The following is a 17,573-nucleotide window of genomic DNA, read 5'->3' as shown; positions in this document are numbered from 1 at the left end:
GAAGCATGCATTACGCTGAATACAAACACACCGATCCGGCTCTCGTCCGTGCTCTGGTGGATACATTTCCGTTTGCGGCCATCTCGGTGAACGGATCCCGAGGACCACGGATTGCCCATGCCCCCCTTACTTTCCGAAACGGCAAAACTCCGGTCGGCGCGCTTGAATTTCATCTGGCGAGAGCCAACCCCATCGCTGGCGAGATGAACATTGGTGTCCCTGTCACTATTTTGGTTCAAGGCCCTGGTGCCGCGATCTCGCCGAGTTGGTTTACCTCAAGCTTTCCGCAGCCTTACTCCGATCGGAGCAGGACCGCACCAACTTACAACTACGTCAGCCTGATCATGAACGGCCGACTGGAGTTTATGGATGACGTAGCGCTGCAAGCGCAGATCAAAGATTTGGTCTTGGCCAGTGAACCGGAAGGTGGCTGGCGAACCGAAGAGTTGGCGCCTGATCTCTGGCAAGGCTGGCGCAAGTTGATTCAGGGGTATCGGTTGGAGATCGAGAGCTTTGATCTCACAGTCAAGTTAAGCCCCGGCGATGCACCGGAAGACAAGTTTGGCGTCGTCGCAGGCTTGCTGGAACGCGGTGTGCTGGCTGACGTGAGCATGGCCCATCTCGTAGGAGGGTATGACGGCAATTCGGGGTCACTGCCATCCCTTTTTCGGGCGTTGAAACGTGGTGTTGGCACTTCCAGCTAAATAACGTCACCGCCAATTAGCATCTTGTCGAATGGCCCTGCGATTTTTCTCCGGGCCGTCATGGATCGCGCCGACATCTCACGCCAGACTGTTTCAGAGCGCTTGGCCATATGCCTGTTGGCGCGGAAAACCCTAATGTCGAGATCAGCGTCCAGGCGTTCTGGTCCAGCCCGGACCAGCTTGCCAGTCAGGATGTCGTTGTGTGTCATGCTCAAAGGTAGCCACGCCACTCCCATCCCCAGAAGGGTCATCGCGCGCAGACCGTCGGCCTGAGCATTTTCGAAGATTAGGCGTAGTCGGGACAGGGAGCCATCCCGTCCGATGGCGCCGTCGACGGCCTTGCCTAGAGTGCATACCGTCTCGTACCCTAGATAAAGCACCTCGGTTTCGCTGCCGCTAATCAAGCGATGGCGTGGTTCACCTGCCCTATCCGGAACTGATAACGGAACGAGTTTATCTCTCCCCACAAGTATCGAATCGCACCTTGAAAGAGGGAGAGCGTCATCCGCGCTATTCAGGTCAGTTCGGGCATCGACGAAGGATACGACGAAATCGACCTCTCCGTTTTCAAGGGCGTCGCAACAGTATCGGAGGCTGCCGGATCGAACGTTGAGGGGAAGCGATCCGACCTGACGTTGGAGGACAGGGAGCCAATTTGGAAAAAATGTCACGGAAAGGACATGCGGCGCGGCGAACCGTACAGCTGTCATTCTTTTGTCAGCTTCGTCCCGTATCGCTCTGCGTGTTCCGTTCAACCGCCCAACGACATCGCTTGATATCGCCAGCATTTCTTCGCCGGCTTTCGTCAGGTAGATAGGATTCTTGCTTCTGTCGATGAGCAATACGCCGGCCCATCGCTCCAGAGATTGCAGCCTGCGGCTTAGCCCAGACTGCGTAACGTTACGTTTCTCAGCTGCCTTGGTGAGATTGCGGTATTCCGCGATTGCCGCCAGGTCTTCTAGCCATCTGATATCGAGCATTTATCCCTCCGTTGGCAATAGACTACGTGGTACATGCCGTTGTGGCTCATGCGAATATAGCAGTTTACGATGCTACATTCGCATGCTGCGCAACCGCTTGCCGACTTCCCAAATGTCGAGGGAGCAAGTAGTTTATACTTGTTAACACTTCAAAACGTAGCGCCTAGGTCACGTTTTAGTTTGGAGAGCACAAACCACTGGGCAGTCTGGACAAGCACTGAAGTCGCACAAGCGACAAACCGAATAAGCGTGATCAAGATCTTCGACGAAATTCGATAGAAGCTTCTCGGTGAGTAATCGGTATGTCTCTCTTTCAGCGGGATCCAAGCCCTGTAAAGCTCTGGCTATACGCTCGAAGCGAGAAGACAAGATTGCGTCACATCTTGTGTCCCCCGCTTCCGTTAGATGTAGGGCGACAGCTCGCCGATCGGTTGCGCTTGGTCGTCTTACGACCAAATCATCGGTCACAAGCCGATCGATGAGGCGGACCGTCGCCGAGTGGGAAAGCCCCAAAGCGCGTCGCATCTGTTCGATAGGCATTCCAGGCTCGTGCCGTAAAAGCGCGATTGCCGCTGCGGCCTGCCCTTTCTCCGGAGCCTGGTTTTCTGTGTCTCTCAGAACGGCGTCTGCCAGGCCCAGGACCATAGCGCCGATCACGTTTTCTGTCTTTTTCTCATCCATTACGAAAATATATATGCATGACGCATAGACATCAAGTAAAATTAATATATGCTTAGCGCATACAAATCAAAGGAAAACGAAATGACACAGAACATTACCTCCGTCGCCGATCGCGCTATCACAGGCCTGGATCGCATTGCACCCGCCACCACGATAACGAAGATTGGCCGCGGTGTAGCACTCGCGGGGGTGGTCTTGCCGCTTTTGCTGATCGGCCTTCTCAAATTTACTCAGATCGAAGTCGATGCGCTCAAGCCTCTCATCACAAATACCCCATGGCTGTCATGGCTCTATCCCGCCTTCGGAGAAGCCGGTGCTACGGCCCTGCTGGGCACTGCGGAAATCTTCACCGCAGTCCTCTTGATCGCATCGCCCTGGTCGGCACGCGCCGGGTTACTCGGTGGTGCGATCGGCTCGCTCACGTTTCTCACCACGGTTTCCGTGATGTTCGCGCTACCGATCTGGTACGCCGAACTTGGCGGCTTCCCCTGGATCAATCCTGTTGGCCAGTTCCTGCTCAAAGACGTGTCGCTTCTTGGCGTAAGCATCGTCATTTTTGGCGAAAGTCTCACACGCGCCAAGGCCCAGATTTCCCAAGCGGTCTGATCGATCGCTGCAGTCAAGGAATGGGTTAATCATCGACGTCGCAAAACGGAGCGTCAAACCTACATCGGCAAAGAACCTGTCGGAGGCCGTGACGATCTCGCTTCCCTCGACAGACGGGAACGGCTGGACGCCAGGCTTCGTCCTCTTCGATCGTGCAAGAACGCCAAGGGGCTGGGCAAAACCTATACCCCGGACACCTCACTTTTCTAAGGAAAACCACAATGAAAACCGAAAAACTGGAATTCGTTGGGCACGCAGGCGGCATCCTTGCTGCCCGGCTCGACATGCCAGACGGGGACGTCCGCGGCTATGCCCTTGTCGCGCACTGCTTCACCTGCTCGAAGGATTTGATGGCTGTACGCCGGATATCCGCCGCCCTTGCACGGCATGGAATTGCTCTTATGCGTTTCGATTTTACAGGTCTGGGGGCCTCGGATGGAGAGTTCGCGTCAACGAATTTCTCATCGAATATCGAGGACCTCAAACGAGCAGCAGACTATCTGGCTGAGGTCCGCGAGGCGCCCCGCCTCATCATTGGTCACTCGCTTGGAGGTGCCGCAGTTTTGGCCGCGGCCTCCTCTATCCCCGGCATCGAGGCTGTGGTGACTATCGGCGCTCCGGCAGACGTAGCTCACGTCCTGCACAATTTTGGATCGGGCCTGGCCGAAATCGAGGGAAATGGCGAAGCGGCAGTTTCATTACATGGCCGCGAATTCAAAATAGAGAGGCAGTTCATAGAGGATGCGAGGACCGCCAATTTGTCGGTGCGGATCGCGGCTCTGCGCAAGCCGCTTCTTATCCTGCACGCGCCGCGCGACGACACCGTCGGAATTGAAAACGCCGCGTTGATTTTCGCGGCGGCGAAACACCCCAAAAGCTTTGTCTCCCTCGACGGGGCGGATCATCTTCTGACACGCGCCCAGGATGCCGAGTATGCTGCCAGCGTGATTGCGGGCTGGTCATCGCGTTACATCGGCACCGCAGCAAAGGGTCTAAGTCCGCGTGATTCCGGTCCGATCCTCGTCACCGAAACCGGGCACGGTCGATACCAGCAGAGAGTGGATGCTCATGGGCACCGGCTGATGGCCGACGAGCCTCGCGGGGACGGTGGCACCGACACCGGACCAACCCCTTACGATTTTCTCGCAATCGCGCTCGGCGCCTGTACTTCAATGACGTTGCGCATGTACGCGGAGAAAAAAGAATTGAAGCTTGATCAGATTTCGGTCGAAGTAGATCACATAAAAGTCCACGCGTCCGACCGCGCGGAATGTATCGACAAGAGCGCGGCGGTACCGAGAATCGATCGCTTCGAGCGCCGAATTCGCATCCGGGGCGGTGTGGCGGATGCCATGGCGGTCGGATTTACTAAGGATCGCGGACCGTTGCCCGGTCCACAGGACTCTTGAGGCGTCGTCGGTCATTGTGACGCACATTATGGGTCAGTGATGAACTTTCTTGATGGCTTTTCCATTCCGGCACTGGCGGGCGTTCTATTCACGGCGGCGTTTGCGCTGGGCGTCGCAATCCAGCATGGGACAACCTGTGCCGTTCGGGCGATGTCTGAACTGATCCGGGAGCGAAGAGCTGATGGGCTTTTGGGATTTCTCGAGTGCGGTCTTTGGGCGTTGCTGGTCGCGTGGCTTCTGACACCGGATACGGCGGTTCCTCAATGGGAGCCCGTGGGGTGGCTGTGTCTTGGCGCTGCACTGTTCGGTGCGGGCGCGACGATGAATTGCGGTTGCGCCTTTGGCTCTATAGCCCGCTTGGGCGAAGGACGAGCCGAGTTTCTACTGACCGGAGCCGGAGCATACCTCTCGTTCCGCATTCTCGATGCGCTTGGGGAAGGCCGCTCTACTTTACCGGAACAGAGTCCAGTTCCGGAAAATGCCTTGCTCATTGTCCTCGTCGGCCTGCCGCTCCTCATAGGAGTGCGGTTTCTCGTGTGGCGAAGGCCCATTGGCATCGTATTGCAGCTTTCCATGCTGATGGCTGTCATAGGGATCATCGGTGCGTTCGTTGGAGCTCTGCATCAGCCGTGGCCATGGATGCTGGCATTGAGATTCATCGGGACGTCGAACTGGTTGACCGTGCTGGGCCTGGTGGGCCTTGTTTCTGGCAGCATTGCAAACGGTGTCGTGCGGGGACGGTTTCGGCTGGCGCGGCCAAAGCTCGCTGCCGTGCGGGATCGATTTGCGGGAGGGATGTTGATGGGTGCCGGGAGCGCGTTGGTGCCTGGAGGCAATGACAGCCTGATCCTGCAGGGAATTCCCTCCGGCAGCCCTTCAGCTTTCCTCGCCTATGGCATTGTGCTCGCCACGATCGGCGCTCTGCTGCTGACCGTACCGCGCTTCAACCTCCATTGAAGATCGTTAAACGCGGAAAGAAGGTTGGTAGTGAGATACGGACGTGGGCGGCGAAGCCTTAAGCCCAAACAAAGCATCCAGCCAATGCTTGTAGTCAGCCCCCAAAGCGCTCTGTCCTGATCGACAGAGCATTTACGCCAGACTTTAGGATTTGCTCGACTGCCGAGTTGACGAAGTCATTGGAGCCACAGACATAGACTTGCTCGGGCGGGCTCGGTAGACGGTCGAGTGCCACCTTAATGATCGCAGCATCAATTCGCCTGTTGAAATATTCCTCCGTCGCCGTGGAGGCCCGTGTCAACGTCAGCGTAAAGGTAAAATCAGCAATTGCCTTACTGATCGAAAGAATTTCGTCCCTGAACACGACATCGTCCCATGTCTTGGCCGATACCAGCAATGAGAGGGCTTGATCCTTCCCGGATGCAACCCGCTGTCGGACCATCGCCACCAAGGGAACCGCGCCGGAACCTCCTCCCACCAAAAGGACGGGCCCCTCACCATTGGGTGCCATTGTGAAATGACCGCCCAGCGGCCCACGGATCTCAATGAGGTCCCCGACCAGGGCCACATCATGGAAAAAGGACGAAACCTCGCCGTCCTCCAATCGATCGATTGCGATCTCAATCATGCCGTTGCTATTCGGTGCGGATGCGATCGAATAACTTCGAACTGCCTGATAACCGTTCGGCGCGGTCAGTCGGACATCGACAAATTGTCCGGCGATATGGAAGAACGGCTCGCGTAGTGCAAGGAAGAAACTCTTGATCGTCTTCGTCTGGCGATAGATGCCGGAAATGGATGCCGTTTGCCAAACGGACGAAATGTCAGTCATGGGTGTAGCGTTGCTCTTTCCAAGGATCTCCGTAAATATGATAACCTCTTAGTTCCCAGAAACCCGGTTCGTCGCGGTCGGTGAACTGCAGCCCGTTTACCCACTTGGCGGACTTCCAGAAATACAGATGCGGGACAAGAAGGCGAGCAGGCCCTCCGTGATCACGCGCGAGCGGTTCGCCGTTGAACTTTGTCGCCACCATCGCTTTTCCCAGGATCAGATCAGCAAGCGGCACATTCGTGGAATATCCGTCATAAGAATGAGCAAGAAGGAATTCCGACGGTGGGACGATCCCTGCGGTGGCAAGGATGTCATCGACAAGAACCCCTTCCCAAAGGGTACCCAGCTTTGACCAGGACGTGACACAATGGATGTCGCGGGTCATTTTTGTCTGTGGCAGGTCCTGAAAATCTTGCCATGTCCAGATCTTCAACGGCTTGGGGCCAACCTTAAGCGTGAACTTCCAGTCTCCCGTTTCCACCCGGGGCGTCGGACCAGCGGTAAGAACCGGAAACCCTTCAACGACATGCTGCCCCGGTGGAATAGGGTTGATGAAGTTGTTGTCCATGGATTTTCCAGAAAATCCCCTCGTGACCATTCCGCTTCCGATCTTTGGTGTTGTGTGTGGTCCGGACGCGGATAGACGCGTCTCGAAAATCATTTATTTTTTCGGCAGCTCAGCAAGCGATTTTCCAGCTTCTACAATATAGGTGACCAAGACCTTCACCGCAGTTTTTCCTGTGCTCGTGGCAGCGTGGGCTTTGTCCGGCAGGATAGCATAGCTATCGCCAGCTTTGAAAGTCCGCACGGCTTCACCCTCGGTTTGCAAGCTGAACTCGCCCTCGAGAAGATATCCGACCTCATATTCTTCGTGGATGTGGAGTTCTACAGTTACCCCCGGTTCAATGACGGCAATACCGAGGATTTCTTCCTTTTTTGGTGAGCCCGCCAGCGGGACCCTTTCCAATTCCGTCCATGTTATTCCATTGACGCCGCCCTGATCCTCGGCAGATGCGCAATAAGCATAATTAGCCACGCCGGCGACCACCGCACAGAAAAGAAGGCTCTTCAAGTCAATCATCAAATTTCTCCCTTGCTGGCCTATCGGCCTGTCGTCAGTTAGGAAAAGCAGCCTCAAGATTGTGTCTCGCGTCATCTCCTTCCCGGCTTAAACCGGGCTGGTTTACGGAAAACACGTAGTCCTGCTCTGCGCCTGCGCGGTCCATATGACACTGCGCGCACCGCGCCTTCGGATGCTTCGTTGCAACCTTCTGATAGGGGGGCTCCTGATGGCCAAACGTGAAATATGCCCAGCCTCCTGCGTCCTCAGGGTACCGTTTGCTATCCTTGAGCATGAGAGCGATACCAGTAAAACCGTGTTGGAAAATCACTTTGCCGAACCAGGCGTTACACAGATACGCGGGTGGGCCATCGCAGTTTTTTTCGTCAACGCTGGTAAAGCTGAACTCCTTTACGATCAGCGATCCTTCAGGCCACTTTCCCGTCTCCATGTAGGTTCGGTAGGCGTAAGGCTCTACATAGACATTATGATACTCCGGCGTGGGAGTGAGTTCTTCGTCCAGCAAAGAAGTGGTTATCGGCTCCCAGGCCACATAGGCGTGAACCCACGACCTGTAACCCCTCGGGAGCTCGGCTTGGCCGCTCTCGGTAAACGCGAGCTTGGCCGTCGGCGCTGATGGATTACCGCTGGCGCTCACAGCCGAATGTATTCCACCTATTAGAGCTCCGGCCAAAAGAACGGCTAAGCCAGCCAGTCCCGACAGTGTCAAGATGCGCCTCATGAAAGCTCCTCCTTTGAATTGCACGCTCATAGCAGAATCTATTCGCGAGCTAACCCGCCGAAAATATTGCATATTCTGATCGTCAGACGCCAATGCGCATCGCGTATGGCGCCATGCGCAATGCTCATTGTGGGGTTGATCGACTCTTTTGATCAGAACGGCCAGCGATTTGCGTGGGTATGCTGCCACCGCGCGCACGATGCTCAGCGACCTCGGCCAGGATGTGATTACATTCCGCTCACGCGCTAAAAGATTATATTCACGGCGACTGGCGTCAATTTATTACCCTTGAGGGTAATGCCAAAACAGCCCCGCGATCCCTATATTGTAGCCGCGCTATTAAGCGACAGGCGACCTCTCACTGAGAGATCGCGCTCGTTAGGACATACTGTCTTCCCTACATCGTGCGAAACCAGCCGTCTGTCGCCAAGCCCCCGGAGTGCGAGATCTCGGCGACCGGGCAACAAGGCCTAGTAAGAGGCCCGGTACACGATCGGCACCCACTCATAGTTGCTATCGTCACGACGGACATGACCAATTCCGGGAAACGCGTGATGAGCGCCGGCAACCAGATATCGCTGATCAGCGGCTTCTGCGAACGCGACAGCACGCGTAGCCGCAGCGGCTTTCTGATCAACGTCAAAGTCCACCGTTACCTCCGGATGATCATACTGGAGAACATCGCCATGTGCGACATCGCCCCAAAAGACTATTTTCTCGCCCTGGCTTTCAACAATGATGCCGCTGTGCCCTGGCGTGTGACCGGAGAGCAGGACCGAGCCGAAACCAGGAACAGGCGCAGCATTGTCATCGAAAGTTTTTAACCTGCCAGCATCCGCGTACGGACCGACGCATTGTTCGGCTTGAGTAATCTGTGGGCCGAGAACCTTATCGACTTTACTCTCGGCGTCGGCTTTCAGCCAGAACAGCTCCTCTCGCCGGTTGACATGCAGAACCGCGTTCTCGTACACGCGGCTTCCATTGGCAATAAGCCCACCGGAGTGGTCGGCATGGATGTGGGTCAGTATCACGTCGTCGATATCGGACGCCTTGTATCCAGAGGCCTCGATATTAGAGACAAGCCTACCCAATGACGGGCCCAATAAATTTCCAGTGCCGGCATCTATTAGGACAAGCCGTTCTCCGGTATTGACAAGGAAGGCGTTGACCGAAACTTCCGCCGCGCCTGCCTGATATCTGTCGACCAGATATGTTTCCGCCTCTTCCTCGCCAATGTTTTTATAGATCTTCGACATTGGTAGTTTCGCTGTGCCGTCAGAGAGTGCGGTGATTTCGTAGGAGCCGAGTTTGACCCGGTAGAAGCCAGCCGCTTGCTTGCCTACCATAGGCGCTTTGGCGAAGACAGCTGCGGGAACCGCAGTTGACGTCCCGGCAGCGAGGGCAATCTTAGCGCAATTGATCAGGAGTGAACGGCGGGTGTGCATGGCGTCTCCAAGGTTTCCGAGCAAGAATAATTGGGGTGTCAAATAGCTTGAGGCGAAGGTTCGGCAACTCCACCAATACTCAAATAATGCGGCTCGGACTATACGATTAAGCAGAAACTTGCCCTCAATCAAACGTATAGATAGCAATACATATTCGATTTGTAACAGGCCAATGCGCATCGCGTATGGTACCATGCGCAATCATCATTGTAGGCTGTGTCAGCTCTTTCGATCACAACAGGCAGCGATTTACCGAGGAATGGTCGACACACGCGGTTTTCGTCAGCTTAACGGCAACTGTTGCGACCTGGCATTCTGTCGTAGTCAATCATTGCGCGATTCACACCGCATAAGACCATTTCAATCAACGTGGCCACGTCCGGTCCGTGGCCGACCTGCACAGCCACGACCTCATTGGCCCGATCACAGCGATGGCATTGTCCAGAGTTTGGCCGCTTTGAAGGAATTTGATGCGCGACGTCGCAACCGAGCAACGGAATGCCAGAGATGAACCACGGGAACAGATTGAGCAAGCGCTTTTGCAGATGTTTGCTTGGGTGGCAGTTGGCTATGTGGGAACTCTGGAAGAGATCGCTGACACCATTTCGTTTCTCGCCAGACCACGGGCGCTACATAACAGGTGCTAATCTCAGGCTCGACGGCGGGGTGCTGCCCACAATCTGGCCGCATCATCCGGTTCTATCGCGAAACGCAGCCGCGTCGTCCACCTCAATCTCAGCGGAGCGGCCGGAAAAACTCCCTGATCTCATTTGCCAACAAATCCGGCTGCTCAAGCGCGGCGAAATGGCCGCCCCTCGGCATTTCAGTCCATCGTGTGACATTGGCGACCCGCTCGACCCACGACCGCGGCGGGATAGGCAGTTCCTTGGGGAAATGCGCGATCCCCAAAGGCGGCGTCAGTCGCTCATTTGGGGCAAAGATGAGAGGGTCGAGGCGGTTCTCTTTGTAAAGTCGGAGCGAGGCATTGATGTTGCCGGTGAACCAGTAGATCGAGATATCGGTCAAAATTGTATCCAGCGAGAGAATGCCTTCAAGATCACCGTCGCAATCCGTCCACGCCCGAAACTTTTCTGAAATCCAGGCTGCCAGTCCCACGGGTGAATCCGAAAGCGCGAAAGCCAAAGTCTGCGGCTTGGTGGAATGCATCGCCGAATATGCCTCCTCGGTCGCGGCCCATGATGCAGCTCTCATCTGGTAGGCCCGTTCTTCTTCCGTCGGCTCTTCACCGGGAGCCAGAGTGGGACGGAACCCTGCCGACACGTAATTAAGATGAACGCCAAGAACCTTGTCCGGAAACAGCCGCGCCAACCACGTGGACACGCCTGAGCCGATGTCGCCGCCTTGCGCACCAAACCGTTCGTATCCGAGCGATGTCATCAGTTCATGCCAAAGACCGGCGATGTCGCGTGATCCAACGCCCGACTCTGCAGGCGCGGACGAGAATCCATAGCCGGGAAGCGAGGGAACCACCACATCGAAAGCATCCGCCGGATCGTTACCATGGGCACCGGGATTTGTCAGGAGCGGCAGGATGCGTTCGAACTCGGTGAAGGAACCCGGCCAGCCATGAGTGAGGATCAGCGGCAAAGGCGCCGGCCCAACGCCCTTTTGGTGGATAAAATGGATATCGGTGCCATCGACCGATCCTACGAATTGCGGCAGTTGGTTAAGCCGCGCTTCTTCGGCGCGCCAGTTGAAGCAGTTCTGCCAGTGATCCATCAGCTTGCGGAGAAAGGCGAGACTTGCTCCGTCCTCCCAGGAAGCGTCGTCAAGTGCTTTAGGCCAGCGGGCCATGGACAAACGATGCTTTAGATCCAGAAGAGCTTCGGCGGGAACCGCGATCGTGAATGGACGAATGATCATATCTTATTCCTCGAATCGTCCGCGAACGCTTGAACAGCCATATCCATCTTGACGGAGCATCGGCCCTTTCCAGCACAGGAGCTTGACTGGTGCAATCAAGGCCAGCCTGAGGCCTTGCGGCCTTAGCGCCGTCTCTAACGCTATTGAACACCTTGGCCGCGTGATTACTAGGCAACCTGGGGCAACCGTCGCCTCCGGATGGTATGATCGTCCCGTTCTGACATATGTCCTTCTAGTCCATTGGCGGTAAGCTTGCTAGCAGGGACGGAGTCCAGCATTTGGTTTCTCAGTTTCGCTACTTGGGTGCTCGCCTTGACGTATGCGAACCATTGACCAGCAGCGTCTTGGTACTAAATAGCTGAAATTGATCCGAAGTCGCATTGCCTACGAACTGACGGGATGAGCATCATCGGCGAATTCCAGAAGATTGGCGACAAGCGGCGGGAAGCTTCTTCATTCGAGTCTCCGCCGCTTTTCCCCGGCCCGGATGACAATCTGTGGCGAATACATGTCGATAACGATCGCGCGGTTCTCCATCTGGGAGTTTTTCTCCCATCCTCGTGACGCATTTACCGTCTGCACAATATAGTTTAGCGGCCTTCCGCCGGTCGCTCTGCCGTTTAGCTCAGGCCGTACCAGGTACCTCGACCAGCGCCATGCAGGGTCAGGCTTCCCTGCTCGGTCAACGCCCGCAGATGATCCTTCACTGTATTCCGGCTTGCCCCCGTGGCATTGGCCGCCTCCAACACGGTCACACGACCACGCTCACGTGCAAGTTCGAGGATCGCAACGGAAAGCTCCGGCAAGTCGCCCAGCAGGATGCGTTCGCGCTCGATCTTGCGCTCCAGCCGTTGTTTCTGTTTCTGCAGACTTCTCAGGAAGAACTCAACCCAGGGGTTCCAATCCTGCTGATCGGTGCGGATCGTCCCCTGCGTACGGCGCAGGGCCAGGTAGTAGGCCTCCTTGTTCTGCTCGATGACGCTTTCGAGAGAGCTGTAGGGCACATAAGCATAGCCAGCCCGCAGGAGCAGCAACGTGGTCAGGGCCCGTGAAAGGCGACCATTGCCATCCTGAAATGGGTGGATTTCCAGAAAAACAACGATGAAAACCGCGATGACGAGAAGAGGATGAAAAATACCGTCCTTCTCCTGAGCCTGATGCCAGGCTACGAGATCGGCCATTCGGCCGGGTGTTTCGAAGGTTTCAAAAACGATGCCCAGGCTCCGACCGTCTTCATCGAAAGCCTCCACATTGTTGGAGAGTGCCTTCCAGCTGCCCCGATGACGCTCATCCTTGGTCGAGTGAGCCAGAAGGTCTCGATGGAGCTGGCGGATGTGATTTTCATCAAGCGGGATTGTGTCGAAGGCCGAAAAGATGGTCTCCATCACCTCCGCATAGCCTGCAACCTCCTGCTCATCGCGGCTTGTAAATGAACTAATGCGCAGGTTCGAAAGGAGTCTTTCGACTTCCCGGTCGGTCAGTCTTGCGCCTTCGATACGGGTTGACGAACCGATGCTCTCGATCGTGGCGACCCGCCGCAAACTGGAGAGACGGTCAGGAGCGATGCGACCCAAGGCACGCCACGCTCCCTTGAATTCGTCAATCTGGGCGATCAGCGAGAGAACCTCGGGGGTGATCCGCAATTTCGAGAGATCGTGCGCTGGCATCCAATAACCCATCCGTTTCCATCCAAAAACAGATATGGCACGGCAGCATCCATTAATCCATCCATTCCCATCCAATAAAGGCATTTTTGCAATTCTGATCAGAAAGAGAATAGGCCCCGCCGGTGACGACCTCAATTGCGTTGGAGCCGGCCCAGATCAGTTGGTGCCATCTCCGCTTTGACCTCAGAGAGATCGGAGCCGGGAAGCTCGGGCATCCAGCTTGACCGAGGGCGTTGTCAACCTTGTTTGCCGGTGTCACACTGGTGCTTAATTGGGTTTCCTCTACGAGGCCGGCGTGAAGGCTGCTTAAAGTTGGCTACCATGCCGAAACTGCGCTTCCCCAAAATTACGCTCGACACATGCCTGCCCGCTTTCGGTGGAGACGAACGCACGACGTACAGATTAATGATGCTTACAATCAGGGAAGTTGTCAGGAAACCTTCCTTTGAAAATGCCGATAATAAGCGAATTTCCGGTACTTTCGATTGTAGCGCTGATGGCTACAATACCCATTAAAGGCTTGTATTGAAATGAACATCCACTGAGTGCTTTGTCGCTTAGGGCGGTGGTTCAGAGCAACGAACCTTTACGCGCCAACCGATGGCCCAGCCCCTTCCAATGGTCTGCCGTAGCGCCGGTTCCGTGCGACAGAAGAACAAGAGGCACGGCATGCAGGAGTGTGGGCTGCAACAGTTTGCCAAGTCAGACGTTTGGACCCACTATTTCATAAAGGCTTTCGTCAGACCCATTGTCCGGTCTACGATCATAACTACTGCCAACGTCATCAGGATCAGAAGAACCGAAACACTCGCTACCAGCGGATCAGCCTGACTCTCGACATGATGGAACAGTTCAACTGGCAGCGTGGTCATTCTCGGGCCTGTCAAGAACAGCGTGATGACCACTTCATCAAACGAAACGAGGAAACAGAGCGCGGTTGCGGCGACGATGCCCGGCGCCATCATCGGCAAGGTAACCTTTCTGAAAACGGCTAGAGGTTTGGCTCCGAGTGATGAAGCCGCCTCTTCGCATGAAAGGTTGAGATTGCCGAGCGATACGGACAGCACCCGCAACGCATAGGGAAGCGTGATCACCAGATGGCCGACAACAAGGCCTGTGAACGTCGCCAGGAGACCCATAGAAGCGAAAATTATCAGTATGGCTAGCCCGAGAACGATTGTCGGCAACAGCAATGGCGCGGTGAACAGGTTGAACAGGAATTCCGATCCCGTGACCTTCAACCGAACGATCGCATAGGAAGCAGGAATCGCAACAATCAACGAGAGGCTGGTAACGACGGCCGCAAGTCCAAGACTGGTCAGGAACGCCGACATCATGACGGTGTGTCCAAGGAGGGCTTCATACCACCGCAATGACCACGAGCTTGGCGGAAAGGCGAGAACCTGATCGCCGCTGAAGGAAATCGGAAATACAAGCAGGACCGGCGCCAGCAGAAAAAGAAACAGGATGGTCACGGTCACACGCATAAACCAGGAGGTTGGATTTTCTTCCATTATCGTTATCCTTCGATCACACGCAGGATGCGCGAATAAACAGCCAATGCCGCTCCAAAAATGATGAGCACCAGCATCGACAGCGTCGCAGCCAGCGGCCAATTCAACGTTACGATTGCCTGATCGTAAATTTCCGTCGCCAGCAAAAACACCCGTCCGCCACCCATAAGCTTCGGCGTAATGAAGGAGGAAATGGCAAGGACAAAGCAAAGAAGGCAGCCAAGAGCGATGCCTGGCAGAGTGAGAGGCAGGATAACGCGCCAGAACGTCCTGAAAGGTGTCGCGCCAAGTGTTCGGGCCGCCTCCTCTACCTTGGGGTCAAGCCGACCGAATCCGGCCATTAGCGACAAGATCATATAGGGCATGAGGATCTCGGTCAGTCCAATGACGACACCGGTGGTGTTGAACATCATCCGTGGCGGCTGAAACCCCATCGCTGCAATCACATTGGCAACGGGACCTTGTTCGGCAAGGAGCGCGATCCAGCCATAGGTCCGCACCACCGCCGAAGTCAGAAGCGGCGAAATGACGAGCACCGTCAAGAATGTGCGCCAAGCACCCGACGCACGATGAAGATATAGGGCAATGGGATAGCTCACCAACAGGGTTGCGAGGGTAATTGCCAAACTGACCATGATCGAATTGGTGATCAACTCGATATAGAAGCTATCCTGGAGCAATCCCGTCCAGTTGCCGACGGTAAACGTCTCCGCGATACCACCACCCGGCAGGGCTTCGTTGAAAGACATTCTTGCCAGATTGAGCACGGGGAGAATGAAGCCGATGGCGTTCACCAATGCGATCGGCAATAGCAAGCCGACAGCTATGCTGGCCGTGCTGGACGACTTCTGCACGCTGACAGGCAGGTCAAAAGTTACTGCCGTCATTGATCTACTCCGAAGACGAGCGTGTCCTCAATATTCCAGGATAGCACTGCCTTCACGCCCGGACGATGGTTTGCCTGAGACTTCATAGTCGACTGCTCAACAATGAAATCTGAACCATCAACATCAAAATGATACTGGATGACGTCACCAACGAAAGTGACTCTCGAGAGCGGTGCAGCCATCCGGTTTGCTGTTTCGGTCTGTTGTTCTGCCCCAGCCAAATCCCAATCAATATGAATGCGATGCGGACGCACCATCACCATCACGTCGCCTTGCTCCGCAGAATTAGCGGACCGGATTGTCGATGATCCAATTCGTATGCCGTCATCAGCGTTCCGCTTGCCTTTGATACGATTTGTCCGGCCGACAAAGGAAGCCACGAACGGTGTGGCGGGACGTTCATAAATTTCATGTGGCGTTCCAACCTGCTCGATAAGCCCGCCCTTCATAACAACGATGCGATCACACATGCTCAAGGCTTCTACTTGATCATGTGTCACGAAAACGGTCGTGATGCCGAGTTGCTGCTGAATATCCCGGATTTGCGTCCGCATCTCATCGCGCAGTTTCGCATCGAGATTTGAAAGCGGTTCGTCAAGTAGGAGTATCGATGGTTCGATGACGAGAGCGCGAGCCAATGCGACACGCTGTTGCTGGCCGCCCGAGAGTTCCCGAGGCTTTCGTTCGGCAAGATGTTCGAGTTGGACCATGGCAAGTGCCCTGGCAACTTTTATATTGATTTCCGCGCGCGACAGGCCACGCATTTCCAGGCCGAAGGCCACGTTTTTGGCCACCGTCATGTGTGGAAACAGCGCATAGCTTTGAAAGACCAGTCCCATATCGCGGCCATGCGGGGCGATATGGGTTAGGTCGCGACCATCGACCGCGATCTTGCCAGCGGTCGGTGAGATAAGACCAGCAATCATGCGTAGCGTCGTCGTCTTGCCACAACCGGATGGGCCGAGCAAGGCAATGAGCTCGCCCTTCCGAACCTCAAGGTTCAGATTGGAAATGACTTCAACCAAGCCATACTTCTTGTTGACGCCTTCGAGACAAAGATAAGGGTCTCTGACAGTTTCAACGCCGCTGCCTTTGATGGTTTGATGCATCATTCTAGCCTCCAAATTTTCGTCGCTGACAGGGATTAGCGGCTGAGCGGGATGATACGGCGGCGCCATTGCTCGGTGATGTTATCTCGAATTTTCGCTATGGCCAGCCAATCGATATCAATCATCCTGTCCATATCGTCTGCGGCTGTGCGCTCGATGGCTTCCTTGGCAACGACTGTCTTGGAGTTTGTCGGCGCATAAAACATTTCGCTGGTAAACGCTGCCTGTGCTTCGGGGCTGAGCGCGTAATCGATAAATCTTTTCGCCGCGTCTCCGGCCGGAGCATTTTTTACGAGATTGATCGTGTTGATCTGAAACCCACTGCCCTCATCGGGCAATGAGACACCCAGCTTTCCGCCAGACGTCTGTGAATAAATTTGCGCACGGGCATTCCAGCCAATGCCCAAGGCTGCTTGTCCATTGGCAATAGGCGCATAGACATCTGGCTTAGGTTCCCATGTCTGAACACCGGGAGCAAGCTCGCCGATTTTGGCAATGCCTGCTGTAAGGTCTGTCTTGTAATCAGTGCCACCGGCGAGCTTGTTCGAAATGATGGTGAAAGTCGTTCCCTGAATATCCGGGACTGAGGGGATGATCAGCTTGCCTTCATACTGCTTGTCCCAAAGCGCGTTCCAAGACTTGGGCACCTCCTTCACCTGATCCGTGTTGTAGATCAGGACAAGGTTGTCGAAGGTAACGCCGACCCCGGCCACACCCTCCACACGTGCATTAGGATAAAGGTCCTTGACGTTCGGCGAGACGCTTTCGTCAATCTTGTCAAAAATGCCCTCGTCCGCGCCAGCCTTGGCCACACTCACATCAAGAATGGCCACGTCGATCTGCGGACTGCTCTTTTGTGCGCGCAAAGTGCCAAGCATCTGAGCCGAATTTGGCATGCCGTAAAACTGCACGGTGATATCGGGATATTTCTTCATGAAAGGCTCGATAACGGCCTTGGTATAATGTTCCTGAAATATCCCGCTATAGGCCGTCAGTGTCACTGTCTCGGCAGAGGCACTGGATATCGCAGCGATTGTGAGTGCTGAAACAGCCATTGAAAGTCTTGCAAACATCATCTCGTTCCCTGTTTTTTTGA

The 17,573-nt window shown here is 55.2% G+C and carries 16 protein-coding genes and 1 pseudogene; 4 read left to right on the top strand and 13 right to left on the bottom strand.

Annotation, left to right across the window (positions count from 1 at the left end; all coding sequences use genetic code 11):
• Positions 1-5 precede the first annotated feature (5 nt).
• Positions 6-704, top strand: coding sequence for an FMN-binding negative transcriptional regulator (locus QFZ34_RS06320; RefSeq protein ID WP_307278315.1), 699 nt, complete (start codon positions 6-8; stop codon positions 702-704).
• Here QFZ34_RS06320 and QFZ34_RS06315 read toward each other — a convergent pair.
• Positions 701-1,684 (bottom strand): LysR family transcriptional regulator, encoded by a 984-nt coding sequence (locus tag QFZ34_RS06315; RefSeq protein ID WP_307278313.1) that lies wholly within the window; start codon positions 1,682-1,684, stop codon positions 701-703. The two genes, QFZ34_RS06320 and QFZ34_RS06315, sit on opposite strands and share 4 nt — an antisense overlap.
• A 168-nt stretch (positions 1,685-1,852) precedes the next feature.
• Entirely contained in the window at positions 1,853-2,329 is a 477-nt protein-coding gene (locus tag QFZ34_RS23345) for a MarR family winged helix-turn-helix transcriptional regulator (RefSeq protein WP_370878717.1), read from the bottom strand.
• Positions 2,330-2,446: 117 nt separating this feature from the next.
• Between QFZ34_RS23345 and QFZ34_RS06310 the strand changes: the two genes are divergently transcribed.
• From QFZ34_RS06310 to QFZ34_RS06300, 3 genes and pseudogenes are all read left to right on the top strand, one after another.
• A complete protein-coding gene (locus tag QFZ34_RS06310) occupies positions 2,447-2,971 on the top strand; it encodes a DUF417 family protein (protein ID WP_307278310.1) in 525 nt (174 codons plus the stop codon).
• A gap of 221 nt (positions 2,972-3,192) precedes the next feature.
• Positions 3,193-4,420, top strand: a pseudogene (locus tag QFZ34_RS06305) (bifunctional alpha/beta hydrolase/OsmC family protein).
• Positions 4,420-5,337, top strand: coding sequence for a YeeE/YedE thiosulfate transporter family protein (locus tag QFZ34_RS06300; RefSeq protein ID WP_307278308.1), 918 nt, complete (start codon positions 4,420-4,422; stop codon positions 5,335-5,337). Before QFZ34_RS06305 ends, QFZ34_RS06300 begins: the two are co-directional and overlap by 1 nt.
• Positions 5,338-5,431: 94 nt before the next feature.
• Here the strand turns inward: QFZ34_RS06300 and QFZ34_RS06295 are convergent, their stop codons facing one another.
• The 11 genes from QFZ34_RS06295 to QFZ34_RS06245 form a co-directional block, all read right to left on the bottom strand.
• The gene (locus tag QFZ34_RS06295) at positions 5,432-6,169 is read right to left on the bottom strand and encodes an FAD-binding oxidoreductase (protein WP_307278306.1); all 738 of its coding nucleotides are present in this window, start codon (positions 6,167-6,169) and stop codon (positions 5,432-5,434) included.
• Positions 6,162-6,767 carry a sulfite oxidase-like oxidoreductase gene (locus tag QFZ34_RS06290; RefSeq protein WP_307278303.1) on the bottom strand — a complete coding sequence of 202 codons (606 nt, stop codon included), beginning with the start codon at positions 6,765-6,767 and terminating at the stop codon, positions 6,162-6,164. The genes QFZ34_RS06295 and QFZ34_RS06290 overlap by 8 nt, the downstream gene beginning before the upstream one ends.
• 63 nt (positions 6,768-6,830) lie before the next feature.
• Positions 6,831-7,250 carry a cupin domain-containing protein gene (locus QFZ34_RS06285; protein ID WP_307278299.1) on the bottom strand — a complete coding sequence of 140 codons (420 nt, stop codon included), beginning with the start codon at positions 7,248-7,250 and terminating at the stop codon, positions 6,831-6,833.
• A gap of 34 nt (positions 7,251-7,284) precedes the next feature.
• Entirely contained in the window at positions 7,285-7,971 is a 687-nt protein-coding gene (locus tag QFZ34_RS06280; protein ID WP_307278297.1) for a cytochrome P460 family protein, read from the bottom strand.
• 470 nt (positions 7,972-8,441) lie between these two features.
• Entirely contained in the window at positions 8,442-9,416 is a 975-nt protein-coding gene (locus tag QFZ34_RS06275; protein ID WP_307278294.1) for an MBL fold metallo-hydrolase, read from the bottom strand.
• Positions 9,417-10,151: 735 nt separating this feature from the next.
• Positions 10,152-11,300 (bottom strand): epoxide hydrolase family protein, encoded by a 1,149-nt coding sequence (locus QFZ34_RS06270; protein WP_307278291.1) that lies wholly within the window; start codon positions 11,298-11,300, stop codon positions 10,152-10,154.
• Between the two features lie 620 nt (positions 11,301-11,920).
• Positions 11,921-12,979, bottom strand: coding sequence for a Fic family protein (locus tag QFZ34_RS06265; protein WP_307278287.1), 1,059 nt, complete (start codon positions 12,977-12,979; stop codon positions 11,921-11,923).
• Between the two features lie 707 nt (positions 12,980-13,686).
• Entirely contained in the window at positions 13,687-14,481 is a 795-nt protein-coding gene (locus tag QFZ34_RS06260) for an ABC transporter permease (protein ID WP_307278284.1), read from the bottom strand.
• A 5-nt stretch (positions 14,482-14,486) separates the two neighbouring features.
• The gene (locus tag QFZ34_RS06255) at positions 14,487-15,368 is read right to left on the bottom strand and encodes an ABC transporter permease (RefSeq protein WP_307278280.1); all 882 of its coding nucleotides are present in this window, start codon (positions 15,366-15,368) and stop codon (positions 14,487-14,489) included.
• On the bottom strand, positions 15,365-16,480 hold the full coding sequence (locus QFZ34_RS06250) for an ABC transporter ATP-binding protein (protein ID WP_307278277.1): 1,116 nt from the start codon (positions 16,478-16,480) through the stop codon (positions 15,365-15,367). Before QFZ34_RS06250 ends, QFZ34_RS06255 begins: the two co-directional genes overlap by 4 nt.
• Before the next feature lie 32 nt (positions 16,481-16,512).
• Positions 16,513-17,553: an ABC transporter substrate-binding protein gene (locus QFZ34_RS06245; protein WP_307278275.1), complete on the bottom strand. Its 1,041-nt coding sequence runs from the start codon at positions 17,551-17,553 to the stop codon at positions 16,513-16,515.
• Positions 17,554-17,573 lie beyond the last annotated feature (20 nt).

It is taken from the genome of Phyllobacterium ifriqiyense (assembly GCF_030817885.1).
Classification (GTDB): Bacteria; Pseudomonadota; Alphaproteobacteria; order Rhizobiales; family Rhizobiaceae; genus Phyllobacterium; species Phyllobacterium ifriqiyense.
The sequence above is the reverse complement of the archived record's forward strand: the minus strand, read 5'-3'. Positions and strand labels throughout refer to the sequence as shown.